Annotated in this window: 20 protein-coding genes and 1 riboswitch; of the genes, 9 read left to right on the top strand and 11 right to left on the bottom strand. The window is 62.2% G+C overall.

The genetic code is table 11. The features are described 5' to 3' along the window. Positions 1-4: 4 nt before the first annotated feature. Positions 5-925 (bottom strand): inositol monophosphatase family protein, encoded by a 921-nt coding sequence (locus tag F3J24_RS17135; RefSeq protein ID WP_167008896.1) that lies wholly within the window; start codon positions 923-925, stop codon positions 5-7. 257 nt (positions 926-1,182) lie between these two features. On the opposite strand from F3J24_RS17135, the gene F3J24_RS17130 reads away from it, so the two are divergent. The 3 genes from F3J24_RS17130 to F3J24_RS17120 all read left to right on the top strand — a co-directional run bounded on the left by F3J24_RS17130 (position 1,183) and on the right by F3J24_RS17120 (position 3,685). Then, entirely contained in the window at positions 1,183-1,983 is an 801-nt protein-coding gene (locus F3J24_RS17130) for an RNA methyltransferase (protein WP_167008893.1), read from the top strand. 37 nt (positions 1,984-2,020) lie between these two features. Further along, entirely contained in the window at positions 2,021-2,857 is an 837-nt protein-coding gene (cysE, locus tag F3J24_RS17125; protein WP_167008890.1) for a serine O-acetyltransferase, read from the top strand. 168 nt (positions 2,858-3,025) lie between these two features. Then, the gene (locus tag F3J24_RS17120) at positions 3,026-3,685 is read left to right on the top strand and encodes a nitroreductase (RefSeq protein ID WP_205244823.1); all 660 of its coding nucleotides are present in this window, start codon (positions 3,026-3,028) and stop codon (positions 3,683-3,685) included. Positions 3,686-3,822: 137 nt separating this feature from the next. Here F3J24_RS17120 and F3J24_RS17115 read toward each other — a convergent pair whose 3' ends face one another. Further along, positions 3,823-5,043: an ABC transporter substrate-binding protein gene (locus tag F3J24_RS17115; RefSeq protein ID WP_205244822.1), complete on the bottom strand. Its 1,221-nt coding sequence runs from the start codon at positions 5,041-5,043 to the stop codon at positions 3,823-3,825. A 184-nt stretch (positions 5,044-5,227) separates the two neighbouring features. Here F3J24_RS17115 and F3J24_RS17110 point away from each other — a divergent pair, with 184 nt between their 5' ends. Both F3J24_RS17110 and thiC read left to right on the top strand, forming a co-directional pair. Beyond that, positions 5,228-5,899, top strand: coding sequence for a nitroreductase (locus F3J24_RS17110; RefSeq protein WP_167008886.1), 672 nt, complete (start codon positions 5,228-5,230; stop codon positions 5,897-5,899). 70 nt (positions 5,900-5,969) lie between these two features. Further along, positions 5,970-6,087: riboswitch (TPP riboswitch) on the top strand. Between the two features lie 259 nt (positions 6,088-6,346). Beyond that, a complete protein-coding gene (thiC, locus tag F3J24_RS17105) occupies positions 6,347-8,281 on the top strand; it encodes a phosphomethylpyrimidine synthase ThiC (RefSeq protein ID WP_167008884.1) in 1,935 nt (644 codons plus the stop codon). An 87-nt stretch (positions 8,282-8,368) separates the two neighbouring features. Here the strand turns inward: thiC and F3J24_RS17100 are convergent, their stop codons facing one another. The 7 genes from F3J24_RS17100 to yjgA form a co-directional block, all read right to left on the bottom strand. Next, on the bottom strand, positions 8,369-8,818 hold the full coding sequence (locus tag F3J24_RS17100; protein ID WP_205244821.1) for a hypothetical protein: 450 nt from the start codon (positions 8,816-8,818) through the stop codon (positions 8,369-8,371). A gap of 73 nt (positions 8,819-8,891) precedes the next feature. Next, positions 8,892-9,533, bottom strand: coding sequence for a DKNYY domain-containing protein (locus F3J24_RS17095; protein ID WP_240154357.1), 642 nt, complete (start codon positions 9,531-9,533; stop codon positions 8,892-8,894). An 88-nt stretch (positions 9,534-9,621) separates the two neighbouring features. Continuing rightward, a complete protein-coding gene (locus tag F3J24_RS17090) occupies positions 9,622-10,188 on the bottom strand; it encodes a DUF2867 domain-containing protein (protein ID WP_167008878.1) in 567 nt (188 codons plus the stop codon). A gap of 172 nt (positions 10,189-10,360) precedes the next feature. Continuing rightward, positions 10,361-13,225 carry an ImpA family metalloprotease gene (locus F3J24_RS17085; protein WP_240154356.1) on the bottom strand — a complete coding sequence of 955 codons (2,865 nt, stop codon included), beginning with the start codon at positions 13,223-13,225 and terminating at the stop codon, positions 10,361-10,363. A gap of 515 nt (positions 13,226-13,740) precedes the next feature. Then, entirely contained in the window at positions 13,741-14,949 is a 1,209-nt protein-coding gene (locus tag F3J24_RS17080; RefSeq protein WP_167008875.1) for an ABC transporter substrate-binding protein, read from the bottom strand. A gap of 362 nt (positions 14,950-15,311) precedes the next feature. Continuing rightward, positions 15,312-15,923, bottom strand: coding sequence for a molybdopterin adenylyltransferase (gene mog / locus F3J24_RS17075; RefSeq protein WP_167008872.1), 612 nt, complete (start codon positions 15,921-15,923; stop codon positions 15,312-15,314). Further along, positions 15,916-16,599 carry a ribosome biogenesis factor YjgA gene (gene yjgA, locus F3J24_RS17070; protein ID WP_167008869.1) on the bottom strand — a complete coding sequence of 228 codons (684 nt, stop codon included), beginning with the start codon at positions 16,597-16,599 and terminating at the stop codon, positions 15,916-15,918. Before yjgA ends, mog begins: the two co-directional genes overlap by 8 nt. Positions 16,600-16,664: 65 nt before the next feature. Between yjgA and pmbA the strand changes: the two genes are divergently transcribed. Next, positions 16,665-18,086, top strand: a complete 1,422-nt coding sequence (gene pmbA, locus F3J24_RS17065) for a metalloprotease PmbA (protein ID WP_043004783.1) — start codon at positions 16,665-16,667, stop codon at positions 18,084-18,086. A 57-nt stretch (positions 18,087-18,143) separates the two neighbouring features. Here pmbA and F3J24_RS17060 read toward each other — a convergent pair whose 3' ends face one another. Then, the gene (locus tag F3J24_RS17060; protein ID WP_043004784.1) at positions 18,144-18,497 is read right to left on the bottom strand and encodes a hypothetical protein; all 354 of its coding nucleotides are present in this window, start codon (positions 18,495-18,497) and stop codon (positions 18,144-18,146) included. 94 nt (positions 18,498-18,591) lie between these two features. On the opposite strand from F3J24_RS17060, the gene F3J24_RS17055 reads away from it, so the two are divergent. From F3J24_RS17055 to F3J24_RS17045, 3 genes are all read left to right on the top strand, one after another. Further along, positions 18,592-19,146 carry a hypothetical protein gene (locus F3J24_RS17055; RefSeq protein ID WP_167008866.1) on the top strand — a complete coding sequence of 185 codons (555 nt, stop codon included), beginning with the start codon at positions 18,592-18,594 and terminating at the stop codon, positions 19,144-19,146. Positions 19,147-19,270: 124 nt separating this feature from the next. Next, a complete protein-coding gene (locus F3J24_RS17050) occupies positions 19,271-20,185 on the top strand; it encodes an EamA family transporter (protein ID WP_167008863.1) in 915 nt (304 codons plus the stop codon). A 168-nt stretch (positions 20,186-20,353) separates the two neighbouring features. Next, the gene (locus F3J24_RS17045; RefSeq protein ID WP_167008860.1) at positions 20,354-22,960 is read left to right on the top strand and encodes a GGDEF and EAL domain-containing protein; all 2,607 of its coding nucleotides are present in this window, start codon (positions 20,354-20,356) and stop codon (positions 22,958-22,960) included. 147 nt (positions 22,961-23,107) lie between these two features. Here F3J24_RS17045 and hpaI read toward each other — a convergent pair whose 3' ends face one another. Further along, entirely contained in the window at positions 23,108-23,911 is an 804-nt protein-coding gene (gene hpaI, locus F3J24_RS17040) for a 4-hydroxy-2-oxoheptanedioate aldolase (protein ID WP_167009388.1), read from the bottom strand. Positions 23,912-23,949 lie beyond the last annotated feature (38 nt).

Here is a 23,949-nt window from a genome sequence, read left to right as displayed (position 1 = left end):
TTTTTTATTCAGCGTTCTTCTGGCCTTCTTCGGCAACTGCCTCGGCGCCTTCTTCGGCGGGGGCTTCGAATTCACCGCTCTTGACGGCCTGGCGCACGGCTGCCTTTTCGCCGGCGCTGGCGAACTTGCTGTATTTGCCGAGCACGGGGATCAGCGAGCCGTAGATGCGGGGGTTGGCCGCCAGGATTTCGCGTTGCTCCAGGAAGTCGGCTTCGCCCGTGAAGTTGCCCACCAGGCCACCGGCTTCGCTGACCAGCAAGGAGCCGGCAGCCACGTCCCAGATGGACAGGCCGGACTCAAAGAAGCCGTCGGCAAAGCCGGCTGCCACATAGGCCAGATCCAGGGCGGCCGAACCGGGGCGACGCACGCCGGCGGTGCGCTGCATGACGTCGCCCAGCATCAGCATGTATTGCTTGAAGTTGTCGCCGCGGCGGAAGGGGAAGCCAGTGGAGATCAGGCAGTCGCGCAGCTGGGTGCGCTTGGAGACGCGGATGCGGCGCTCGTTCAGATAGGCGCCGCGGCCCTTGGTGGCCGTGAACAGGTCGTTGCGGCTGGGGTCATAGATCACGGCGTGCTCGATCTTGCCCTTGTAGGCCAGGGCGATGCTCACGCAGTACACGGGGAAGCCGTGGATGAAGTTGGTGGTGCCGTCCAGGGGGTCGATGATCCAGACATGGTCGGAGTTCTTGGCACCGTGCTCGCTGCCCGATTCTTCGGCCAGGATGGAATGCTGGGGGTAGGCGTTGAGCAGCGTCTCAATGATGATGCGCTCGGCAGCCTGGTCTACCTCGGTCACAAAGTCGTTCACCTGCTTTTGCGCAACGCGCACCGATTCCACATCCAGTGCGGCACGGTTGATGAGGGCGCCAGCGGCGCGAGCAGCCTTGATGGCCACGTTGAGCATGGGGTGCAGGGAGTTCGACATAAATTGTGAGTGCGTTGGCGATGCAGCCCGGAGCAAAACTGGGCTGAACTACGCGGGTAAGAACGTAAAAGCCGCGACCGGCGATGCGGGGCGGCGACAATGGGCGCAATTCTACCCAGCCTGCGCTTTTTTTGCTTGTTCGTCCCGGCGACCCGAGGGTCTTCTCGGCGGCGCTTGCGGATGCAAGAGAGAACGGGCCGCGTAGGCTGCTGTCTTATCAAGGCCACAAGTGGGGCCTTTTGCATTGTTCTGCGTTGATGAAAACCCGATTCGTACTGATTGAAACCAGCCATGCCGGCAATGTGGGCGCGGCTGCCCGAGCGCTCAAGACCATGGGCTTCGACGACCTGGTGCTGGTGCGCCCGCGCTACAAGAACGTGCTGCGCAAGGAAGAGACCATCCAGCGTGCCAGCGGCGCACTGGACGTGCTGGACAGGGCCCGCGTGGTCGATACCCTGGATGAAGCCCTGGAGGGCATCAGCCATATGTGCGCCACGGCGATGACGCCGCGTGACTTCGGCCCGCCCACACGCACGCCGCGCGAGCATTTCGAGTTGCTCCTGAAAGGAGAGCTGGATAGGCGCTCCATACCTGCCGAGGATGCCGGTCTGACCGATAACCAGCCCACGCCCGGTGCGGTCTGCAACCAGAAGGGCGTGGCCTTTCTGTTCGGCTGCGAGCGCTTTGGCATGAGTAACGACGATGTCTACCGCTGCGACGTGGCGCTGTCGATTCCGTCCAATCCGCAGTTCGGCTCGCTCAATCTGGGCTCGGCGATTCAGGTTGTTGCCTATGACTGGCGCGCAGCGCTTGGCGGCTTTCCCGTGGTGGAGCACACGCCCGAGGTGCATCGCGCCGACATGGCCCAGGTGCAGGGCATGCTGGGTCATTGGGAACAGGCCCTGGCCCATATCGGCTTTCTGGACCCGGCGGCGCCCAAGAAGCTCATGCCCCGGCTTAACCAGCTTTTCAACCGCGCGCAGCTGACCCAGGAAGAAATCCATATTCTTCGCGGTGTTGCCAAAGCCATGCTGCAGAGCCAGCCACCAACCCGCTAGACTTCACAAGCTAAACATTTCCTCACGTTGTTATTTGATGCTTGCTCGCCTGCGCTCCGACATCCAGTGCATTCTTGACCGCGACCCTGCGGCCCGCAGCACCTGGGAGGTCATCACCTGTTATCCGGGGCTGCACGCCATCTGGCTGCAGCGCCCTGCACACTGGTGCTGGACGCATGGCTTCAAATGGCTGGGCCGCTTCATCTCGCACATGGGGCGCTGGTTCACCGGCATTGAAATCCACCCCGGTGCGGTCATCGGCCGCGAGGTCTTTATCGATCACGGAATGGGTGTGGTGATCGGCGAAACCGCCGTGGTGGGCGATGGCTGCACGATCTATCACGGTGTGACCCTGGGCGGCACCTCGCTGTACAAGGGTGCCAAGCGTCACCCGACCCTGGGCAAGAACGTGGTGGTCAGTGCCGGCGCCAAGGTGCTGGGCGGCTTCGAGGTGGGCGATGGTGCCAAGATCGGCAGCAATGCCGTGGTCATCAAGCCCGTGCCCGCAGGTGCTACGGCCGTCGGCATTCCGGCGCGCATCATTCCCAGCAAGACCGGGCAAAGCGCCGATGTGACCGAGCATGAGCTGGCTACCAAGGTCGAGGCCAAAGCGCAAGCGGCCGCCGTGATTGACGAGGATTGCGGCAAGAGCGGCTTCACCGCCTATGGCGTGACGGCCGAAGTCGACCCCGTGGCCCAGGCCATGCGTTCGCTGTCTGAAGGCGCAGCCGGTCACGAAAAGCAGATCGCGCTGCTGTGGGCCGCCATTGAGAAGCTCTCCATCCAGGGCCATGTCAAGGACTGCGTGCCTTGCGAGTCCGAACGCCCAGAGGCCTTCCAGAAAGACAAGATCGATCAGATTCTAGGAAAGTAGGCCTCAAACGCTTATCTATCAAGCGGTTGATGCTTCTTTTTTGGATAGTGAAAGCCAGCGCCTGTCGCTGGTTTTTTTCATGGTGCTTGCCCGTAGTCGATTTGAGGGGCGCAAGCCCTGTCCATCCGCTCAAGACTGCTTGTCAACTCAAACCCAAGGCGAGCAATGATGAATGTGGAACAGGCCCTGCGACAGCGTCATTCGGTACGTGCTTTTTTGCCAAGGACGGTGGATGCGGTGCTAGTCAGGGATTTGCTGGCGCAGGGCGGACAGGCGGCTTCCGGCGGCAATCTCCAGCCCTGGCGCGTGATGGCACTGACGGGCACAAGTCTGCAGGCATTGCGCCAGGCCATGTCCGAGGCGACCCCTGACTCCGATGCGGCCCAGGTCTATCCGGCTCAGCTCTGGGAGCCCTATCGCAGCCGCCGCTTCGACAATGGCGAGGATCTCTATCGTTCATTGGGCATGGGGCGCGAGGACAGGGCCGGGCGGCTGCGGCAGCTGGCCAGCAACGCCCAGATGTTTGGCGCGCCGGTCGGCGTATTCGTGGCCGTCGAGAAACGCATGCTGCATGCGCAGTGGGTGGATCTGGGGATTTATCTGCAATCTCTGATGCTGCTGGCCGCCGACAAAGGCCTGGCCACCTGTGCCCAGGGCTTCTGGCGCAGTTACAGCACTTTTGTGAGCCGGCACCTGGAGCTGCCGCCGGGCTACCAGATTGCCTTTGGCTTGGCACTGGGTTATGAAGACAGCGCTGCGCCCATCAACCAGTGGCGCTCCACCAGGGCTGCGCCCGAGGACTGGTGCGAGCTGCGCGGGTTCGAGTAAGGCTTGTCTCGATGCCGGTGCAGGCGAGCGCTTGATGCTTCTGCCTATGTGGCGAAAAGGCTGGGCCGCCGATGAAGCGCACGGCATGAGACCGGGCTCCATGCAGGCAGCCCGGTAGCTTCTTCAATAACGGTGGTTTACTTCCACAGCGCGCACTTGCTCTCTTCCTTGGTGGTGAAGACCTGGTCGCCGGGCAGGGTCTTGAGTACCTTGAAGTAATCCCAGGCCTTCTTCGATTCGGCCGGTGCCTTGACCTGCAGCAGATACATATCGTGGGCATAGCGGCCATCGGGACGAACCACACCCTTGGCATAGAAGTCCGACAGCGGCGTGGCCTTGAAGCCGGCCATGATCTTGTCGGCATCGGTCGTACCCAGCTTCTCGGCCAGCTTCAGATACTGCATGGCGGCCGAGTAGTTGGCGGCCTGCAGTGAAGTGGGCATCTTCTTGAACTTGGCAAAGAAACGATCCGAGAACTTGCGGCTTTCGGGATTCAGGTCCCAATACCAGCTGTCGGTGAACATCAGACCTTCCGTGGCCTTGAGGCCCAGACTGTGGATGTCGGAGCTGAACAGCAGCAGGCCGGCCAGCTTCATGGTCTTGGTCAGGCCGAATTCGCGAGCCGACTTGATGGCATTGATGGTGTCGCCGCCGGCGTTGGCCAGGCCCAGGATCTGGGCCTTGGAGTTCTGGGCCTGCAGCAGAAAGGAGGAGAAGTCAGCCGTATTCAGCGGGTGCTTTACATTGCCCAGCACCTTGCCGCCTGTGGCATTGATGACGCGCGTGGTATCGGCTTCCAGCGCCTGGCCAAAGGCATAGTCCGCCGTCAGAAAGAACCAGTTCTTGCCGCCCAGCTCCACCACGGCCTTGCCCGTGCCCTTGGCCAGTGCCACGGTGTCATAGGCATAGTGCACAAAATAGGGGCTGCACTGCTCGTTGGTCAGCGCCGAGGTGCCGGCACCGTTGATGATGTAGACCTTTTTCTTCTCGTCGGCCACCTTGCCCATGGCCAGACCGGCACTGGAAGTGGTGCCCCCGATCAGCATGCTCATCCCTTGGGTGTCGAACCACTCGCGCGCCTTGCTGGCTGCGATATCGGCCTTGTTTTGGTGGTCGGCCGTCAGCACCTCGATGGGCTTGCCCAGCAGTTTGCCGCCGAAGTCGTCCACGGCCATCTGCACGGCCAGAGCACCGCCCTTGCCGTCCACATCGGAGTAGAGGCCCGACATGTCGGTGATGAAGCCGATGCGAATCTTGTCCTGCGCCTGAGCGCCTGCAGCGGCCAGCAGGCAGCCCAATGCCAGCGTCAATGTTCTGGGGGAGAAAGCGGTAGCGGAGCAAACAGAGCGAGGCTTCATCAGAGTCATCTCCTGAGATGGTGAGTACCCGGTCACTGCGACGGGCAGCCAGCATGGTCGCAGTTGACGCAGGCCGCGCCATCAGGGCAAGCACCGGGGCGGCTCGCTCAAGGTATCCGGCGCGACTTGGGAAAATGCCGCAAGCTTCTACACTGCAGTGCAGCAATTTTGGAAAGAACAAGAGATGGATATTCGTCAAGCATTGCAGCAGCGCCGCTCGGTACGCGCTTTTCTGCCCCAGAACGTGGCTGCAGCCACGGTGCGGGGCTTGCTGGAGACTGCAGCGCAGGCCGCGTCCGGCGGCAATATGCAGCCCTGGCGTGTGACCGCCGTGGGCGGGCAGGCGCTCGAGGATCTATGTGCCAGGGCCAAAGAGACAGAGGCGGTGCCGCGTCCCGGCCTGTCCTATCCACCCGGACTGTGGGAGCCCTATCGCAGCCGCCGTTTTGAAAATGGCGAGGATCTGTACCGCTCACTCAATATCGGCCGCGAGGACAAGGCCGCACGCCTGGCCCAACTGGCCAAGAACGGCCAGATGTTCGGTGCGCCCGTGGGCATTTTTGTGGCTGTGGAAGAGCGCATGGGCTATGCGCAATGGGTGGATCTGGGCATTTACCTGCAGTCCTTCATGCTGCTGGCCGTGGAGCATGGCCTGGCCACCTGCGCCCAGGGCTTTTGGCGCATGTACAACGATATGCTGATCGAGCAACTGGCCTTGCCCGAGGGCTACCAGATTGCCTTCGGCATCGCCCTGGGTTACGAGGACGTCAGCGCTCCCATCAACCAGTGGCGCGCAAGCCGTGCGGCCAGCCATGAATGGCTGGCGCTGAAAGGGCTGGACGAGGCTGCGGATTAGGCACCTGAGAGTCAGGAGAGTTAAACCGCTGCAATGCACGTACTACATGCTGCAAAACCAGCCTATACTGCATGCAGCTCCGGGGTGTGCGAAAGCGCTGAGATGCCAGTCACTGTGAAAACAGTGCAGGCGAACCCGACGAACTTGATCCGGTTCATACCGGCGGAAGAAGAGCGGGACCCTGACGCAGGGCTTATGGATGGACAGGACAGCCGGCACCAGTGCCAGCCCTGAAAACCATGGGCACAGCAAACCCCAGGCGCCTCGCGCACTGGGGTTTTGTCTTTTCTGGGCAGCCGGTGCGTGAAGAACCAGGCCGAAATTGCAGAATTTCGGCGGCACAGGCCGGATACCTCATAGGGGGTCGAGCCAGTGCAGGGCAAGATCAGAGCGGGGCCGCACTCCACGGAGCGTTTGATGCATTTCAACCGCTTTGAGGAGACTGCGATGAACGCCCCTGATTCCATCTTTACGCCTGCTGCAGGCCATGCCCCCGATGCTGCCCGTTTTGCCGAGTTGCTGGCCCAGTCGCGCCAGCCATTTCCGGCATCGACCAAGAGCTATCTGAGCGGCGCGCTGCACCCCCAGCTGCGTGTGCCGGTGCGCGATATTGCGCTCTCCAATGGAGAGCAGGTCAGCGTCTACGATACCTCGGGCCCCTATACCGATCCCGCCGTGCAGATCGACGTGCGCCAGGGTCTTCCCAGCGTGCGTGCTGCCTGGATCGAAGCGCGCGGCGATAGCGAGTACTACGTGGGTCGTCAGCGCGTGGCGCTGGACGACGGCGGCAAGCGTGGCGAGGAAGATGCCCGCGTTGCCCAGCTGCGCGCCGAGGCAGCCGCGCTGCAGCGCCAGCCGCGCCGAGCCAAATCCGGCCAGAACGTGACCCAGATGCACTATGCCAAGCGCGGCATCATCACGCCCGAAATGGAGTATGTGGCCCTGCGCGAGAACGGCCGCCGCGAATGGATGGCGCAGTACCAGCAGGACGCGGCGCGCGAACTGCGTCTGGCCGGCAACAGCCTGGGCGCCAGCATTCCCAAGATCATCACGCCCGAATTCGTGCGCGACGAGGTGGCGCGCGGCCGCGCCATCATTCCGGCCAATATCAACCACCCTGAAATCGAGCCCATGGCGATCGGCCGCAATTTCAAGGTCAAGATCAACGCCAACATCGGTAATTCGGCCGTGACTTCCAGCATCGAGGAAGAGGTGGAAAAGCTGGTCTGGGCCATTCGCTGGGGCGCGGACAATGTCATGGATCTGTCCACCGGCAGGAACATCCACACCACGCGCGACTGGATCGTGCGCAACTCGCCCGTTCCCATCGGCACCGTGCCCATCTACCAGGCGTTGGAGAAGGTCGGCGGCATTGCCGAAGACCTGACCTGGGAGATCTTCCGCGACACCCTGGTCGAGCAGGCCGAGCAGGGCGTGGACTACTTCACCATCCATGCCGGCGTGCGCCTGGCCTATATCCACCTCACGGCCCAGCGCCGTACCGGCATTGTCTCGCGCGGCGGCTCCATCATGGCCAAGTGGTGCATGGCCCATCATCGCGAGAGCTTCCTCTACGAGCACTTCGAAGACATCTGCGACATCATGAAGCAGTACGACGTAAGCTTCTCGCTGGGCGACGGCCTGCGCCCCGGCTGCGCCAGCGATGCCAATGACGATGCCCAGTTTGCCGAACTGGCCACGCTGGGCGAGCTGACGCAGATCGCCTGGAAGCACGATGTGCAGACCATGATCGAAGGCCCCGGCCATGTGCCCATGCACATGATCCAGCAGAACATGACCGAGCAGCTCAAGCACTGCCACGAGGCACCGTTCTACACCTTGGGCCCGCTGACCATCGACATCGCTCCCGGCTATGACCATATTGCTTCGGCCATCGGCGCGGCCATGATCGGCTGGTTCGGCACGGCCATGCTGTGCTACGTCACGCCCAAGGAGCATCTGGGGCTGCCCGACCGCGACGACGTCAAGCAGGGCATCATCGCGTACAAGATCGCGGCCCACGCCGCCGACGTTGCCAAGGGCCATCCGGGCGCGCGCTCGCGTGACGATGCGCTTTCACAGGCGCGTTTCGACTTCCGCTGGCAGGACCAGTTCAACCTGGGCCTGGACCCTGACACGGCCCAGGCCTACCACGATGAGACCCTGCCCAAGGACAGCGCCAAGGTGGCCCATTTCTGCTCCATGTGCGGACCCAAGTTCTGCTCCATGAAGATCACCCAGGAAGTGCGCGACTTCGCCAAGCAGCAGGGTATGAGCGCCGAGCACAGCATTGCCGCGGGCATGAAGGCCAAGGCCCAGGAGTTCAACAAGGCGGGTGGGGATTTCTATATTCCCATCGCATCGGACACCACGGCACGTTGATCTGAGCTGGCAGCTATCCAATGAAAAAAGCGCAGGCCCTGGCTGCGCTTTTTTTTGGGGCGAGTGAGGCCTGGCCGAGCCTGAAGGTCAGATCAGGTATTCGGGGCGACCGGCTGCAACCCAAGCTCGATATCGGGCATTGATCTTCGGCGCAATCCGGTGGAACTGCTCCCAGTCGTCGCTCACGCCATACATGGTCTGTTCGTCGACACCGAACTCCTCGAAATAGTCATCCACAAACCTGCTGTCGTGGTCCTCGCCTCGGTAATAGGCCACGGCAAAGGCATTGCCTTCTTCGTTCAGTTCATGGTTCGTGAACTTCTCGTCGAGCACACGCAACAGAAATTGGGCGCCGCTCAGCTTCTCGTTCTTCAGCAGCTCGATCTCGTCTTCGGCTTCTTCGATCAGCTCTTGGCTGGCGCAGTCGTTGCGGATCAGCCAAGCCAGAAACATGCCTATATGCGTGGCGCCCGCGGCCTGCGGAAGATCGGCCGGAAAATCCCCGCCGTAGTGCCAGGACGCGTCGTCGTACTTCATCATCTCTCCTTGTATATGGGCTGCAAGGCAGCGTCCCGCATCCGGGACATTGTCTTTCGCGCTGGGCGGGATCTTATCGGCTGCAGCCTGGTGCACAGGCCGGGTCCGGGCACTCCGGCACGGCATTCTTCTCGATCAGATGCATATGGAAGACATTTTTTCTGTCTCTGGACCATGCGCCATGAATATGCTGCCATGAGGGCGGGTCCGCACGCGGCAGCTTGCGCTCCAGGTAGTAGATGGCTAGGTCGTCGCCGGAGAATCCGGAGTTCAGAATCCGCCAGCGCAAAGGATTGGCGCCACGCAGAGGTTTGCCGTCGCAATAGATTTGCTCGCCGTCGCTGGCATACAGATCATTGCCCGGCATCACCTGCAGATGGCGGCTGAGGATACAGTTTTTCATTCTTCTGCCCCAGTACCACGCTGTCTGGGCATCGGATCCATAGCCGCCGCCCAGGTCGCGAAAAGTCAGAGGGTCGCTACCCGCAAGCGGCTTGAGCGAGGTTTCATATTCGAAATAGATACTGCTGCGGTCCAGCCAATACATGCCCAGCTGGCGAAAGCTGTTCCGGTCGATATTCGGCAGCCGACTCCAGGCGTGAAAGATGCTGTAGGCATCTCTGGCAATGAATTGCTGATCTTCAAAAATCTCGAAGCTCGCCGCGTCGGCGGTCGCCAGCCTGCGTCCCTGATGCCAGACCTTGGCATCCCGCAAGGCCCAGAGTTCGCTGCCGTAAGTGCCAATCACTTTCTGCCCGGGCAGATCGGCCAGTTTTTTTCCAGCTCATTGTTGCGGCCTTTGCTTATTCATGGAGAGATCCAGCGACCCTGTGGATTCGGGTGAGCAGGCGCCGCCGGATCAAACCGCTGACCGGTCGGATCAACCACCAGTAGGGGGTGAAGCTGCGCAGGGCGCTGCCATCGGTGCAATGTACCCGGGTTTGCGTCACCAGCTTCGTCCGGCCTTCGGGCGTCGGTTCCGTGCTGAAGTTGAGCACCAGCTTGGCCAGGTTGGCCTCGGTGTAGCGGGCAAACTGTGCTTCAGGTTCCTGCAGCCGGACCAGGCCGTAGTCGCGCTGCCAGAACCGTCCCAGGAGACCGAAGGCCAGTTCTTGGTCCGCGTCGCGACCCAGGGGCATGAAGTCTTCGAGGCTGAAAGCCGGGCGCTGGCTCAGTCCGCTTCTTGCCCCCAGCGTGCCAAGCAGACGATCGGGCAGCTCGCGCAGCCGGATAAAGCCCTTGGCCCATGGGTCTTGCGTGGTGCCGGGGAGCATGACCGCATCCAGCAATGTTTTGGGCGGCAGGTCCGAGATGAGGGTATGGCGCTCCTGGAACTGGAAGGTGGGAAGGTATTGATCGATCAGTTGCATCTTGGGTCAGGCGAATTTATCGAGTCCGGCGCGCAATCCTCTTCCGGTCTCGGAAGCGCAGATTGCCCGGCGACGGGCACCAGTCTGCGCCAGCTGGCTGTCGAAATGCAAAAGGCAAGCCGCAAGGCCTGCCTTTTTTGCTGAGCGATGCCGCAGGGCTGCGGCGTTTGGCTTAGAAAGGGTAGCTGGGAACGCCTCCCGTCAGATCCACCCAGCGGCCCAGCTCCAGCTGGTTGCCCTTGCCGGGCACCATGGCGTAGAACTCGGGAGCGAGCTGAGGCATGCCATGAGCGGCGATCGAACTCAGAGCGACCGAGCTCAGAGGAATGCCGTAATGGGCAAAGACCTGGCGCATGTCGCGGCCGATGATGCGGCTGGACAGCACATACAGCAGCTCATGGTTGCTGATGTCCCGGCTGGCATAGTCTTTCATGCCCAGTGCGTTCTTGTTGGCGCTCCAGTAGGCATTGTCATAGATCAGGCGCTCGCCGCGACCCAGCAGGCCCAGGAAGTCGATCACATCCGCAGGCTGTGGCTGGGCCTGGCCCAGGCGTTCCCGGGTGTAGATGAAGGCCAGCTGAAAGTGCACGGCGCGCATGGCGTTGTCGGACTTGTTGGCCTTGGTCCAGAAGCGCTGGAACATATCGGCTTGCAAAGCATCGCCGGTCTTGCCCGTGGCGCGTGCCGCCTGGATGTCCAGATAGAGCTTCTTATGGTCGATGCGCTCGCCGCTGTCGTTCTCGGCACCATTGGTGATGGCGTACTGGCGCAGGGCACTGGCATTGGCCAGGATGTTGTTGTCGCATTCCACAGGGCAGCCGCCGCCGTCGGCGGTCAGCAGCGTCATATGGCGCATCACGGTGTTGTGGCCCAGCTCATGCCACCAGCCCCACCCGGGGGCAAGGCCTGCAGCGCCGTCCGAGGGATTGCCTGAGCACAGAAAGCCGCATGCCGCGAGCCAGCCGACAAAATGCTGCACGCCGGGCGCGCGCTGGATGCTGCCGCTGCAATCCCAGCCCAGCGTGGCGCAGACGTTGTTCACATTGGCGCTGGCACTCATATTGTTGTAGCCGTTGGCCAGGTGGTTGCTGTCGAAGATCATGCCCTTGAGGCGCTCCACGACATAGGTGCGCGGATGGTGGCTGCCGATGGCGCTTTGGGCATAGCCAATGGTCTGCTGTACCTCGCCCCCCACCATTTTGGAGGTCTGCCAGCCAAAGTCGCCGCGTTGCAACGCCTGCACGGCCTCGTCAATCTCCTGTGCGCCGGGATTGCGTGTGAAGTCGAAATGCGCGTATTTAACGCTGCCGCGTACGCGCAGCTTGACCACGCTGCCGGCCTTGGCTCCCGAGTAGTTGAGAAACAGCGGACCGCCCCAGGCCGTGGTGTAGCTCAGCGTCTGGCCCGGGCTCAGGCTGGCCTGGTGCCCATCGGGAAAGCGTGGCCTGGTGTAGTTTTCCTGCGCCAGAGGATTGCCGCGGGTGCGGATATTGCCCACCCGCAGTGCCAGTGCCGCATCCGCGGCATCCACGATCTGCACCTGCACGGTTTTGCCCGGCACGGCGCCGCGGCCTATGGCCGTGCGGCCATCGGTCTGGGCAATGGTGACCTCGATGGTTTCCCAGCTGTCGCTGGTGGCCAGACCGGGCGAGGCCTTGGGCATCCAGTCGGCAAAATTCAGCGGTGTGCTTTCATGCTCGCGCACGGCATAGCTCAGCGTGTCGGCCGCCATGGTGCGGAAAAAGGTGCTGGCATCGGAGCGCCGCACCTGCGCATAGTCCACCTGCTGGCGTGCCAGATCGGCCCAGAGCACCAGGCGGCGATGCGCCGCCATATAGGGCTTGAGATAGTAGTTGTCGGCAAACAGGTTGATGCCCTGGCCTTCCTGGCCGAGCAGATCGTTGCGGATGCCGTCGAGAGCGCCGATCAGGCTGGTGTCTGCAGAGAAGTCGGCACTGCTGCCGTTTTTCAGGGCTGCGAGCGCGGACTCATGCGCCCCCAGCCTGTCGGCCGCCTGGCGCTGCTGGGCAGCGGTCCTGCCGCCGATCTGGTAGCCGTCGGCGGGCGCCCAGTAGTTGCCGGCATAGCCGCCCAGCTCCATGCCCATGGCCTGAAGCACCTGGCGGCCGCCGGCCGAGTCGCCCCAGTTGCTGTGCAGATAGATCACACCCTTGCCGGCCTGCAGGTAGCGGCTGACCTGGTTGCTCAGCGACGCCGAGAACGGCGTGTCCTGGCCGAAGACAAAGACATCGATGCTTTCCCAGCAGCTGTTGGCGGGATCGGTGATGGCGCAGCTCACCATCTCGGCCTTGCTGCCCAGGCGGGCGACCAGATTCGTGACCGAAGCCTGGCTGTAGTTCTGCGCCGCCATACGCAGCGTGGCCGGCAGCGGACCTTGCGCCTTGCCGGTGGCAAGCCAGGTGAAGCTGCGCTTGAACAGGGGCAACTGCGCCTGATTGGCGCCCGAGGCCGTGGCGAGCTGTCCCATCAGATCTTTGCCATAGGCCAGGGCGCGGCCATTCTGGGCTGTTGCCATGCTGGCCAGCACATTGCCGTTGTTGGCCACCAGCAGCGGGCTGGCGCTGGTCGACAGCAAGGGGCTGACGCGCTGGCTGTTGTTGCCGAAGTCCAGGGCCGCGGCCGTGCTGTCATCCAGCAACTGGGCGAGCAGTCTTTGCTGCTGCAGCCGGGTTTGCTGGATCAGCTGCGTTGCCGATTGCAGCAGCTCCGTCTGGTCTTCGGCCTGCAGCAGGCGGCTGTTACCGGCAAGCAAGGCCTGTTCTATGCGGCTGCTGGTCGGCGGCTCGGTGACGGGCGGCAGCACCGCAGGCGGATCGACTTCAGGAGGTGCGACCTCGGGAGGCGTGACGCCGGGAGTGCCGGGCTGCGAAGGGGTTTCGGAGCCAGGAGGCGTGGCAGGGGAGGAGTCGCCAGAGCCACCGCCGCCGCAGGCGGTCAGGGCAAGGCTTGCCAGGAGAGTCAGAGTCCAGCGTGGAAACATGAGTTTGGAAGTCAGGGCGCCGCAACTGGCAGTCATGCTGCGTTGCTACGGGTCAAAGAAACTACCTGTTTTTAGGTAGTGAGGAAGGCGTAAAGCCGATAAGGCGCGGCGCAGTGTAGCCTTGTCCGTGGGTTGTATTGAGCATGGCCCAACGAGACTGCCCAAACCGAAACATGGCGTGGCAACCATTTATTGACTCAGCACAAATGCCAATAGCGAAATAGGCTGCATTCAGGTGTTTTGTTAATAACCGAAAAGTCCTGAGTGATGCAGGATTTTTATTTAAGAAAACAATTGAAATCTATGTCTGTAGAAGATTTGATGCTTTCAAGTTGATAGTAAAGCAATTCAATCTAAAATCGGTGTGTTTTAATTTGTAATTTATGTTTTAAATATGTGACTTATTCATTGATTTGGTATTTTCTAGAGCATTGATTTCAGCGGCGGAGTTTTCAGGCGGCGCAGCCCTGGCTTGCCATTCGCACTGCTCGAGGCAGTAAAGAAAATGGGAGCCTGAGCTCCCATGTTTTTTCTGTCCGTGCCAATCCGCTTTATCGCCAGTACTGGCATTTGCTTTCGGCCTTGGTCGTCCAGATCTGCTCGGCCGGCAGCTTCTTGATGATCTTGTAATAGTCCCAGGTGCCCTTGGACTCAGCTGGCGACTTGACCTGCATCAGGTACATATCGTGCACATAGCGGCCGTCCTCGCGGATATAGCCCTGGCCGAAGAAGTCGTCGATCTTGGTACTCTTCAAGGTGGCCATGACCTTGTCGGCATCCAGCGTGCCGGCTTTTTCCACGGCCTTGAGGTAGTTCATGGTGGCCGAGTAGTCGGCGGCCTGGATCTCGCTGGGGCGGCGCTGGGTCTTGGTCATGAAGGCGTCGGCAAACTTGCGCGAGCCGTCATTCATGTCCCAGTACCAGGGGGCGGTGAACTGCATGCCTTCGGTGTTCTTCAGGCCCAGGCTGTGGATGTCGCTGAAGAAGACCAGCAGGCCGGCCAGCTTCATGTTCTTGGTGACGCCGAACTCCTTGGCCGCCTTGATGGAGTTGATGGTGTCTCCGCCGGCATTGGCCAGGCCGAGAATCTGCGCCTTGCTGTTCTGGGCCTGCAGCATGAAGCTGGAGAAGTCGCTGGCGTTGAGTGGTGTCTTGACCGAGCCCAGCACCTTGCCGCCGCGCGCTTCGATGATCTTGCTGGTGTCGGCTTCAAGGGCGTGGCCGAAGGCATAGTCGGCCGTCACAAAGAACCAGCTCTTGCCGCCCGTGTCCACCACGGCGCCGCCCGTGCCCTTGGCCAGGGCCACGGTATCGAACGCGTAGTGCACGGTATAGGGGCTGCACTGTTCATTGGTCAGGGCCGAGCTGCCCGCGCCATTGTCGATAAAGACGCGCTTTTTCTCCTGCGCGACCTTGGCCATGGCCAGGGCCGTGGCGGAGTTGGTGCCGCCGAACACCAGGCTGATGCCCTGGGTGTCTATCCATTCGCGGGCCTTGCTGGCCGCGATATCGGCCTTGTTCTGGTGGTCGGCCGTGAGCAGCTCGATGGGCTTGCCCAGCACCTTGCCGCCAAAGTCGTCAATTGCCATCTGTATGGCAACGGCACCGTTCTTGCCTTCCACATCGGCATAAAGGCTGGACATGTCGGTGATGAAGCCGATCTTGACTTTTTCCTGTGCCATGGCGGGAGCCGCGAAGGCCGCCGTCAGGGCGAGAGCCAGCAGGGAAGCAGCGGGCGCAGACTGGGACAAGCGATGCATGGAGTCTCCTGAAAATTATGAGAAATGTGGAGAGAGCGTGCAGCGTCCGGTCGGCGGGTGGCCGCTGTCGCTGCATCGCAGCAAACATGCTAGGGGCGGCCCATGCGTCTGGCATCGGGGCAAGCACTTGCGGGAAATCCCAAAGGATATAGCTACTCTGATAGCTGCTATCGCTTGCCTTTAATCGATTTCAGATGGTTTTATTGCTGAAATCAATGAATTAAAGGCGCAATGCGCTTTTATTTTGATAGCGGTTGCAGCGAGATACTGGTGGCACAGATGCTGCGCCAGGGCCATGAAAAAAGCAGCCCGCAGGCTGCTTTGGTAGATGCTTTGGCAGGGTTTGCACCCGGCGCTTCAGGCTAGGCCGTGCGGGGAGCGCGAATCGCGGTCTTGGGGCGAAAGGCCTTGCAGATCTCGTCATGGGTCTCGAGATAGGGGCCGCCGATCAGGTCGATGCAGTAGGGCACGGCAGCAAAAATGCCGTTGACCTTGGATTTTCCGTCGGCGTCCTTGAGTCCTTCCAGCGTCTCGGCAATTGCCTTGGGCTGGCCCGGCAGATTGATGATCAGGCTGCTGCCGCGTATCACCGCCACCTGGCGCGAGAGGATGGCGGTGGGCACAAAGGCCAGGCTGATCTGGCGCATCTGCTCGCCAAAGCCCGGCATTTCCTTGTGGGCCACGGCCAGGGTGGCCTCGGGCGTCACATCGCGCGGCGCGGGGCCGGTGCCGCCGGTGGTCAGCACCAGGCTGCAGCCCGCATCGACCAGCTCGATCAGGGCCGCGCTGATGCCGGCCTGCTCGTCGGGAATCAGGCGCGGCTCGAACTGGATGGGGTTCTTGAGCGCGCGGCTCAGCCATTCCTGCAGCGCGGGCAGGCCCTTGTCTTCATAGACGCCGCTGCTGGCGCGGTCGCTGATGGAGACAATGCCGATCTTCACGGCATCGTGAAGATATACGGGCGCATCACTCATCGCCGTCGTCCTGGGCAGCCGCATCGGCCTTGCCGGCGCTGGCCAACTGCTCGCGCACCAGCTGGAACAGGTCGCGGTAGGCGCGGCCCTTGCTGACTTCCTTGGGCTCGGCATCGGGGCCGGCGGCAGCGGCCGCTGCGGCGGCTTGTTCCTTGGCTTTCTCGATGTCCTTGCGCGACTGGCGGATCAGCGAGCGCAGCTGTTGCACGTCGGAGCCGGGGAAATGCTCCAGCCAGATGGACAGGGCCGCTTCCTCGACGATGAGGCGGTCGCGCCATTGCTCGGCTACCTGCAGCGACATTTTTTCGCTGGCCGAGCCATTGCGCTGCTCGTCCAGTGCCTGCTTGACGGCGGCGACCTGTTCAGGCGTCAGCTTGCGCATGAGCTTGCCCACATACTGGAGCTGGCGGCGCTTGCCTTCGAAGTTGGTGATGCGCTTGGCCTCGGCCAGCGCGTCGATCAGCTGGTCGGACAGCTGCAGGCGCTTGAAGAGGTCGCTGCGCAGCGTCATCAGCTCCTTGCCCAGATCCTGCAGCGCATCACTTTCGCGCTTGAGGTCGGTCTTGGTGGAGTCGTAAGTGCCTTTGAGTTCGGCCTTCAGTTCAAGGTCCAACTCGCTGCCTTCGGCAACGAACTTTCCGCGAACAAAATAGCCTTTGGTGGGTTTGCGTGACATGGTAAGGGGGCAATATCGGTGGCAGCGCAGAGGGCGCCGCAGTGGCGGCTATCATATCCGCCGCTATGAAAAAACCTCGCTCCAGCAATACAAGCACTTCCAGTGCACAGGCCCAATCCGCACCGCAAGCCGGTTTCAGCTTCAGCCAAGCCTTTTTTGAAGGCCTGGTGGACCAGGCTCTGAGCCACGCCAAGAAGCTGGGTGCGACGGACGCAGGCTCCGAGGCTTCCGAAGGCTGCGGCCTGTCGGTCAGCGTGCGCAAGGGCCAGCTGGAGACCGTGGAGCGCAACCGCGACAAGTCGCTGGGCGTGACCGTCTATCTGGGCCAGCGCCGTGGCAATGCCAGCACCTCGGACTTCTCCGAGGCCGCCATCAAGCAGACCGTGCAGGCCGCCTACGACATCGCGCGCTTCACGGCCGAAGACCCGTTTGCCCGCCTGCCCGACAGCGCCGATATCGCGCTGCCCGGCACGCATCGTGATCTGGAGCTTTTCCACCCCTGGGACATTACCAGCGAGCAGGCCGCCGAGATGGCGCTGCGCTGCGAGGAGGCCGCCTTCAAGACCCACCGCCGTGTGAGCAACAGCGAGGGTGCGGGCGTCTCGGCCCAGCAAAGCCATTTCTTCACGGCCCATACCAACGGTTTTCGCGGCGGCTACGCCAGCTCGCGCCACAGCATGTCGGTGGCGCCCATCGCCAAGCTGCCCGGCAAGAATGGCGAGATGCAGCGCGACTACTGGTACAGCTCCATGCGCAATGCGGCCGATCTGGCCTCGCCCGAGGCCGTGGGCCGCTATGCCGCGGAGCGCACACTGAGCCGTCTGGGCAGCCGCAAGATTCCGACCATCGAATGCCCGGTGCTGTTCGAGTCGCCCCTGGCCGCCGGCCTGCTGGGCAGCTTTGTGCAGGCCGTCAGCGGCAGCGCGCTGTATCGCAAAAGCACGTTCCTGCTGGACTCCATGGGCAAGCCCATCTTCCCCAAGCACATCGATATCGAGGAAGACCCCTTCGTCCTAGGCGGCAAGGGCAGCTCGCCGTTCGACGAGGAAGGAGTGCGCGTGCAGGCCCGCAAGGTGGTGGATGCTGGCCGCGTGGAAGGCTATTTCCTGTCCAGCTACTCGGCGCGCAAGCTGGGCATGAAGACCACGGGCAATGCCGGCGGTTCGCACAATCTGGTCATGACTTCGCGCCGCACCAAGGCGGGCGACGATCTGGACGCCATGCTCAAGAAGCTGGGCACGGGTCTGTTCGTGGTCGAGCTGATGGGCCAGGGTGTGAACTATGTGACCGGCGACTATTCGCGCGGCGCCAGCGGTTTCTGGGTGGAGAACGGCGAGATCGCCTTCCCCGTGGACGAAATCACGATTGCCGGCAATATGAAGGACATGTTCAAGGGCATCGAGGCCATCGGAGCCGATGCCTACAACTACGGCGCCAAGACCGTGGGCTCCATTCTTGTCAATCGCATGAAGGTGGCGGGCAGCTGATCGCCGCAAATCGCTCCATGAAAAAAGCAGCCGGTGGCTGCTTTTTTTGTGTCTGTATCAGCTCTCGGCGGCGGCCTGAACAATGCAGTGCGAGAGCTTCTCGAAATGCTTGTGCGCATCGGCACTGAGCTCGATCTGCTTGCGTCTGGCATCTTCGGTATCGGCCAGCAGAATCCAGCCTTTTTGGCGCATGGACTTCAGGCGGGTGTGAATCGTGGCTGGAGATCCCAGTTCACGCTGGGCCATCAGGTCCCGGACGCAAAGACGCTCCTGGCGCGTGCCGGCATTGGCAATCTGCTCCAGCAGGCGCTCTTCCAGCGGGTCCAGTGCGGGCAGCATCGGCAGGTTGCGGATGGTCGCTGCCAGGTGCAGAAAGCGTAAATAGATATCGGCAGACAGGGACTTTGACATGAGAAGGCAAAAACAGACGACGTGCCGCTAATGAAGAGCGAATAAACGGCACTCATAATACTGCGCAGACAGTGAACAGGGTCGGCAGCAGCGCATGAAGAACATTTGGACGCAATTTTCGGTGGCGGTAATCACGGCTTTGCTGTTCTTGGCGATGCTGGCCTTGAATCAGTGGATTTTCTCCGAACTGGAGTTTGTCAGAGGCGTCAACTGGATTTACCTGCCTGCAGGTGCGCGTTTACTTTGTACCCTGCTTTTTGCGGAAGCGGGCGTGGTCGGGCTTTTTCTCGTGTCATGGCTGGTCTGCAACTTTTACTTCTTCCCGGATGACGGCTTGCGCGCTTTTGCGGGCGGCATCATGGCCACGCTTGCCCCTTATGGCACCTATTGCGCGGCCCGCAAATGGATGGGGCTCGGCCGCTCCCTCAGCCATCTCACGCCGCAGCGCCTGCTGTGGCTCAGTGTGATCTACGGGCTGAGCAATGCCTTGCTGCACCAGGCCTGGTCCGCCGTCAGAGGGGATGGCTTCCAACTGGACCAGCTTCTGGTGATGATTGTGGGCGACTTCAGCGGAACCCTGATCGTGCTGTATGCCTTCAAGGCCTTGCTCATGCTGCCGATCAAGATGGATCGCTATCTGCTCAAGTAACGCCATTGCCTGCGGCTGGCGGCCGGCCCCCTTGTCCGATTTGCCCTCTTCGTCGGCTTCTTGACGGATGGCAAGTCATACTAGGGGGCTTGATCGGGAAAATCCAACAATAGTCGTCAGTGTCATGAGTTCTGCATCCTCGCCCACCTCCGGCATGAGCCGTCCGGACTGGCTCAGCGCCATCATCGTCATCGTGGTCTGGGGTCTTAATTTCGTGGTCATGAAGTGGGGGCTGGCCAAGCTCTCGCCCCTGCTGCTGTGCGCGCTGCGCTTTGCCGCGGCATCGCTGCCGTTTCTGCTGTTCGTGCGCCCGCCCAAGAATCTTTCCTGGGGCTTGCTGGCCGCCTATGGGCTGGTGCAGGGGGTAGGGCAGTTCGGCCTGCTGTTCACCGGCATGAAGCTGGGCATGCCTGCGGGCATGGCATCCGTGGTGCTGCAGACCCAGGCCTTCATCACCATGCTGCTGGCGGCTGCGTTCCTGCAGGAAAAGCCGCAGCGCTGGCAATGGCTGGGCTTGCTCATCGCTCTCGCAGGGCTGCTGCTGATCGGCGCCGCCCATGGTGAGGGGGCATCGGATATGACCCTGGTCGGCTTTGTGCTGACCGTGGGCGCCGCCGCCATGTGGGCGGGCTCGAATCTGCTGACGCGCGTGGCGGCCCGGCAAGGCTCTTATGAGCCTGTGTCCTTCATCGTCTGGACCAGCGTCTTCCCCATGCTGCCGCTGCTGGCGCTGTCGGTCTGGGTAGATGGCACGGAGTCGGTTGCTTCGCAGCTGGGCTCCATAGGCTGGAGCGAGCTGGGGGTGATCGCCTATCTGGCCTTTCTGTCCACCTTGCTGGGCTATGGCCTGTGGACCCGGCTGCTGCAGCGCTACGCCGCCAGCACCGTGGCCCCCTTGTCGCTGCTGGTGCCGGTGATCGGTTTGCTGTCGGCCATGCTGCTGCTGGGAGAGTCGCCCAACGGCCTGCAATGGCTGGGTACGCTGGGCGTTCTGCTGGGCATGGTGGTCAACCAGTTTGGCGGTAGGTGGCGGCGTTGAGCTGCTGGTCAGGGACTATTGCCGATCCCGGTTTTTTTGATCATTCGGCTTGAATCACGAATATTGAATCTCGTATTCGTCATTATTATTGCTGGCATTCATACAAAAGCATGACTTTCCATCCCGGATTCGAGCCGGCCCGGGATGTGAGCATGCAAAGGAATAATGATGCGTGAGGGAGATATTGGCGCGATGCCTCCGGAGCTGCAGCTGGCCCGGTTGCAGGCTTTGGATCGGGTCATGGCCATGGCCGAGTTCGACCTGGATGGGGTGCTTTGCCGCGCCAACGACAACTATCTGCAGCTCATGGGCCTGACGCGCGAGCAGTCTCTGGGGCGTGCGCACCGCAGCTTTTGCTCTGCGCATCTGGCCGGCAGTGCCAGATATCGGGAAATCTGGGCCCATCTGTGCGCGGGCAATGCCTATTCCGGCGTGGTGGAGCGATTGCGCAGCGATGGCAGCAGTTGCTGGCTGGAGGCGACCTATTCACCGGTGATGGATGCCCGGAGGCAGGTGACGCATATCCTGAAGATCGCCACCGACGTCACCCAGCGGCGTGCCCGGGAGCAGGCGCAGCAGGAGCATCTGCGTCGCCTGTCCCTGGTGGCCGATGCTTCCGATACGGCAGTCGTCATCAGCGACGGAGCCTCGCGCATCGTGCATGTCAACGGCGGCTTCACGCGCATGTTCGGCTGGCGCACCGAGGAGGTTGCGGGACGCACGCCGATTGCCCTGCTGGCGCCTCAGGTGTCCGAGACTTTCGTGGATCGTTACCGTTCGGATTTGCGCGCCGGCCAGCCCGTAGGGCGCGAGGAAATCGTGGTCGGCAAGCACGGCCAGCGCTACTGGGCCAAGGTCATCAGCAACCCCATCCTCGACGCCGACGGACACTGGCAATACACGGTGTCCATGCTGACCGACATCACCCGCTCCAAGATGCACGAGGCCTTGCAGCATCGCGTGCTGGAAGCCATGGCGCGTGAGCGGCCACTGGTGGAAGTGCTGGAGATGGTGTGCCTGGAAGTCGAGAGAATCGCGCCCGAGGTAACGGCATCGATTCTCGAAGTCGATGCCCAGGGTCTGCTTCATCCGCTGGCCGGGCCAAGCCTGCCCCAGTCTTATTCGGCGCTGCTCGACGGACTGGCCATAGGCCCGAACGTGGGCTCCTGCGGAACCGCGGCATGGCGCAATGCGCCGGTGCAGGTGGACGATATCGCGCAGGATCCGCTGTGGGCTGATTTCAGGCACCTGATCCTGCCGCTGGGGTTCCAGGCCTGCTGGTCCACGCCTATCTGCAACAGCGAGGGCAAGCCGATAGGCACTTTCGCGTTCTATTACCGGGAGCCGCTGACGGGCGGCGCCTCGGCGTTTCACCAGCAGCTGGTGGACGCCTGCATCCACCTTTGTGCCCTGGCGCTGGAGCGCGAACTGTCGCGCGCACGCATCCGCCAGCTGGCTTTCTACGACGGCCTGACCGGATTGCCCAACCGCAGCCTGCTGCAGGCCAAGGCCGATCAGGCGATTGCGTCGGCCGCTGTCCACGATGCACAGCTTGCCGTGCTGTTCATCGACCTGGACCGCTTCAAGCAGGTCAATGACTCTCTGGGCCATCCTGTGGGAGATGAACTGCTGCGCAGTGTCGCGGCGCGACTGCAGCGCGTGCTGCGCAGCTCCGATATTGCCGGGCGCCTGTCGGGCGACGAATTCGTGGCGGTACTGCCGCACTGTGATGCGGAATATGTGGCCAATACCATCGAACGCCTGCAGGAGCTGCTTGCCGAGCCCCTGAACATTGCAGACACCTCGCTGGCCATTTCCGCCAGCGTCGGCATTGCTATGTTCCCCTCGGATGGCCGGGATATGGAGACCCTGGTGCACAGGGCCGACATGGCCATGTACCAGGCCAAGAGCAAGGGGCGGGGCCGTTTCTGCTTCTTCAGCAGCGAGATGAACCGTCTGGCCCAGGAGCGACTGGCCTTGGAGACCGCACTGCGCAAGGCACTCAAAAGCGGTGGCCTGCGCCTGCACTATCAGCCCCAGATCGAGATGGCCACCGGCCGTTTGTATGGCGTGGAGGCCCTTGCGCGCTGGAGCCATGCCGAACTGGGCGAAATTTCGCCTGCCCGCTTTATCCCGCTGGCCGAAGAATGCGGGCTGATTGCCGAGCTGGGAAGCTGGGCGCTGGAGGAGGCCTGTCGCCAGCTGTCGCAGTGGCGTGCCAAGGGGCTGGAAGTCCCTGCGGTGTCGGTCAATCTGTCGCCATCGAGTTTTCACAACCTGGACCTGCCGCGGATGATCGCCGACACGTTGGACCGCAACGATCTGGTGCCGCAGGACCTGACCTTGGAGCTGACGGAAAGTATTCTGCTGGACACCAATCCCAGCACCATGAAGACCATCAACGAGGTGCATGCACATGGCGTGCGTCTGTCCATGGACGATTTCGGCACCGGCTATTCCAGCCTCAGCTATCTGCGCCGACTGCCGGTCAGCGAACTCAAGCTCGACCGCAGCTTTGTGGCCGATCTTGAGCACGACGAAGCGGCCCGGGCACTGAGCAGTGCCATCCTGGGCATCGGCAAGAGCCTGCACCTGACCGTGGTGGCCGAAGGCGTGGAGACGCCGACGCAGAGCGTGATGCTGTGCGAGCAGGGCTATCCGGTGGCACAGGGCTATCTGTTCGCCAGGCCTCTGGCACCGCAGGAGTTCGAGCATTGGCTGGCTGCCAACGCAGCCTGCCCGGTGCAGACGGCCTACGGTGACATAGCCGCATGAACTTGCCGCGGCGGGCAGGAGCATGAGGTGCATCAGCCGGGATGTGGAGCTTTGCAGCCTCACATCTGGCGAACTTGATGCGTGACGACAAAGCAGCCTGCAGGCCAGTACGAGCCCGGCCGAGGCTGTTGCGCCTGCCACCTGGCTTTAGTAGGCCGCACCTGGCCGAGCCGGAGCGGCGACGGTTGCGCCGGCAAACTGGCTGCGCAGCTTGCGCGCGGCGTTCACGAACATCAGCACGTCCACGCCCACGGCCACAAAGCTGCAGCCCAGATCCAGGTAACGCTGTGCCAGCGCGGGGTCCGAGGTCAGCGTACCTGCCGCCTTGCCGCTGGCGATGATGGTCCGCATTGCTGCCTCGATGGCGGCTTGCACTTCAGGGTGGCCGGGGTTGCCGCGGTGGCCCATGGAGGCCGCCAGATCGGCCGGGCCTATGAAGACGCCGTGTACGCCATCCACGGCGCAGATGGCTTCGAGATTTTGCAGGGCTGTGGTGGTCTCGGCCTGCACCAGCAGGCAGACCTCGTCGTCGGCCACATTCAGATAGTCGGCGCGGCTGCTCCATTGAGAGGCGCGTCCCACGGCACTGCCGACGCCGCGCACGCCCAGGGGCGGGTATTGCGTGGCTGCCACGATGGCCCGGGCCTGGTCTGCTGTATCGACCATGGGCACGAGCAGCGTCTTGACGCCTATGTCCAGCATCTGCTTGATCAGGGCCGTGCTGCCTTCCAGCACGCGCACCACGGGCTGGGCCGGGTGCGGGGCTGCTGCCTGCAGGGCACCCAGGGTGCTGCGCAGATCGTTGGGAGCATGCTCGCCGTCGATCAGCAGCCAGTCATAGCCCGTGGTGGCGGCGGCTTCGGCCAGATAGGGGTCGGCCATGGACAGCCATAGTCCGATCTGGGGCTGGCGGGCGGAGAGGGCGGTCTTGAACGGGTTGTATGCAGGCATGCTTTTCTCGGTTTGACTACTCATGGCGTGGCATGGGG

It is taken from the genome of Comamonas sp. Tr-654 (genome assembly GCF_011752915.1).
Classification (GTDB): domain Bacteria; phylum Pseudomonadota; class Gammaproteobacteria; order Burkholderiales; family Burkholderiaceae_C; genus Comamonas.
The sequence above is the reverse complement of the archived record's forward strand: the minus strand, read 5'-3'. Positions and strand labels throughout refer to the sequence as shown.

Bases quoted from the DNA above. Each gene is read 5' to 3' on its own strand.
- F3J24_RS17050 (WP_167008863.1), top strand. From the start codon at position 19,271: ATGAGTTCTGCATCCTCGCCCACCTCCGGCATGAGCCGTCCGGACTGG.
- F3J24_RS17120 (WP_205244823.1), top strand. From the start codon at position 3,026: ATGAATGTGGAACAGGCCCTGCGACAGCGTCATTCGGTACGTGCTTTT.
- pmbA (WP_043004783.1), top strand. From the start codon at position 16,665: ATGAAAAAACCTCGCTCCAGCAATACAAGCACTTCCAGTGCACAGGCC.
- F3J24_RS17135 (WP_167008896.1), bottom strand. From the start codon at position 925: ATGTCGAACTCCCTGCACCCCATGCTCAACGTGGCCATCAAGGCTGCT.
- F3J24_RS17110 (WP_167008886.1), top strand. From the start codon at position 5,228: ATGGATATTCGTCAAGCATTGCAGCAGCGCCGCTCGGTACGCGCTTTT.
- F3J24_RS17100 (WP_205244821.1), bottom strand. From the start codon at position 8,818: ATGAAGTACGACGACGCGTCCTGGCACTACGGCGGGGATTTTCCGGCC.
- hpaI (WP_167009388.1), bottom strand. From the start codon at position 23,911: ATGCCTGCATACAACCCGTTCAAGACCGCCCTCTCCGCCCGCCAGCCC.
- F3J24_RS17085 (WP_240154356.1), bottom strand. From the start codon at position 13,225: ATGACTGCCAGTTGCGGCGCCCTGACTTCCAAACTCATGTTTCCACGC.
- cysE (WP_167008890.1), top strand. From the start codon at position 2,021: ATGCTTGCTCGCCTGCGCTCCGACATCCAGTGCATTCTTGACCGCGAC.
- yjgA (WP_167008869.1), bottom strand. From the start codon at position 16,599: ATGTCACGCAAACCCACCAAAGGCTATTTTGTTCGCGGAAAGTTCGTT.
- F3J24_RS17055 (WP_167008866.1), top strand. From the start codon at position 18,592: ATGAAGAACATTTGGACGCAATTTTCGGTGGCGGTAATCACGGCTTTG.
- F3J24_RS17115 (WP_205244822.1), bottom strand. From the start codon at position 5,043: ATGAAGCCTCGCTCTGTTTGCTCCGCTACCGCTTTCTCCCCCAGAACA.
- F3J24_RS17080 (WP_167008875.1), bottom strand. From the start codon at position 14,949: ATGCATCGCTTGTCCCAGTCTGCGCCCGCTGCTTCCCTGCTGGCTCTC.
- thiC (WP_167008884.1), top strand. From the start codon at position 6,347: ATGAACGCCCCTGATTCCATCTTTACGCCTGCTGCAGGCCATGCCCCC.
- F3J24_RS17090 (WP_167008878.1), bottom strand. From the start codon at position 10,188: ATGCAACTGATCGATCAATACCTTCCCACCTTCCAGTTCCAGGAGCGC.
- F3J24_RS17130 (WP_167008893.1), top strand. From the start codon at position 1,183: ATGAAAACCCGATTCGTACTGATTGAAACCAGCCATGCCGGCAATGTG.
- mog (WP_167008872.1), bottom strand. From the start codon at position 15,923: ATGAGTGATGCGCCCGTATATCTTCACGATGCCGTGAAGATCGGCATT.
- F3J24_RS17045 (WP_167008860.1), top strand. From the start codon at position 20,354: ATGCGTGAGGGAGATATTGGCGCGATGCCTCCGGAGCTGCAGCTGGCC.
- F3J24_RS17060 (WP_043004784.1), bottom strand. From the start codon at position 18,497: ATGTCAAAGTCCCTGTCTGCCGATATCTATTTACGCTTTCTGCACCTG.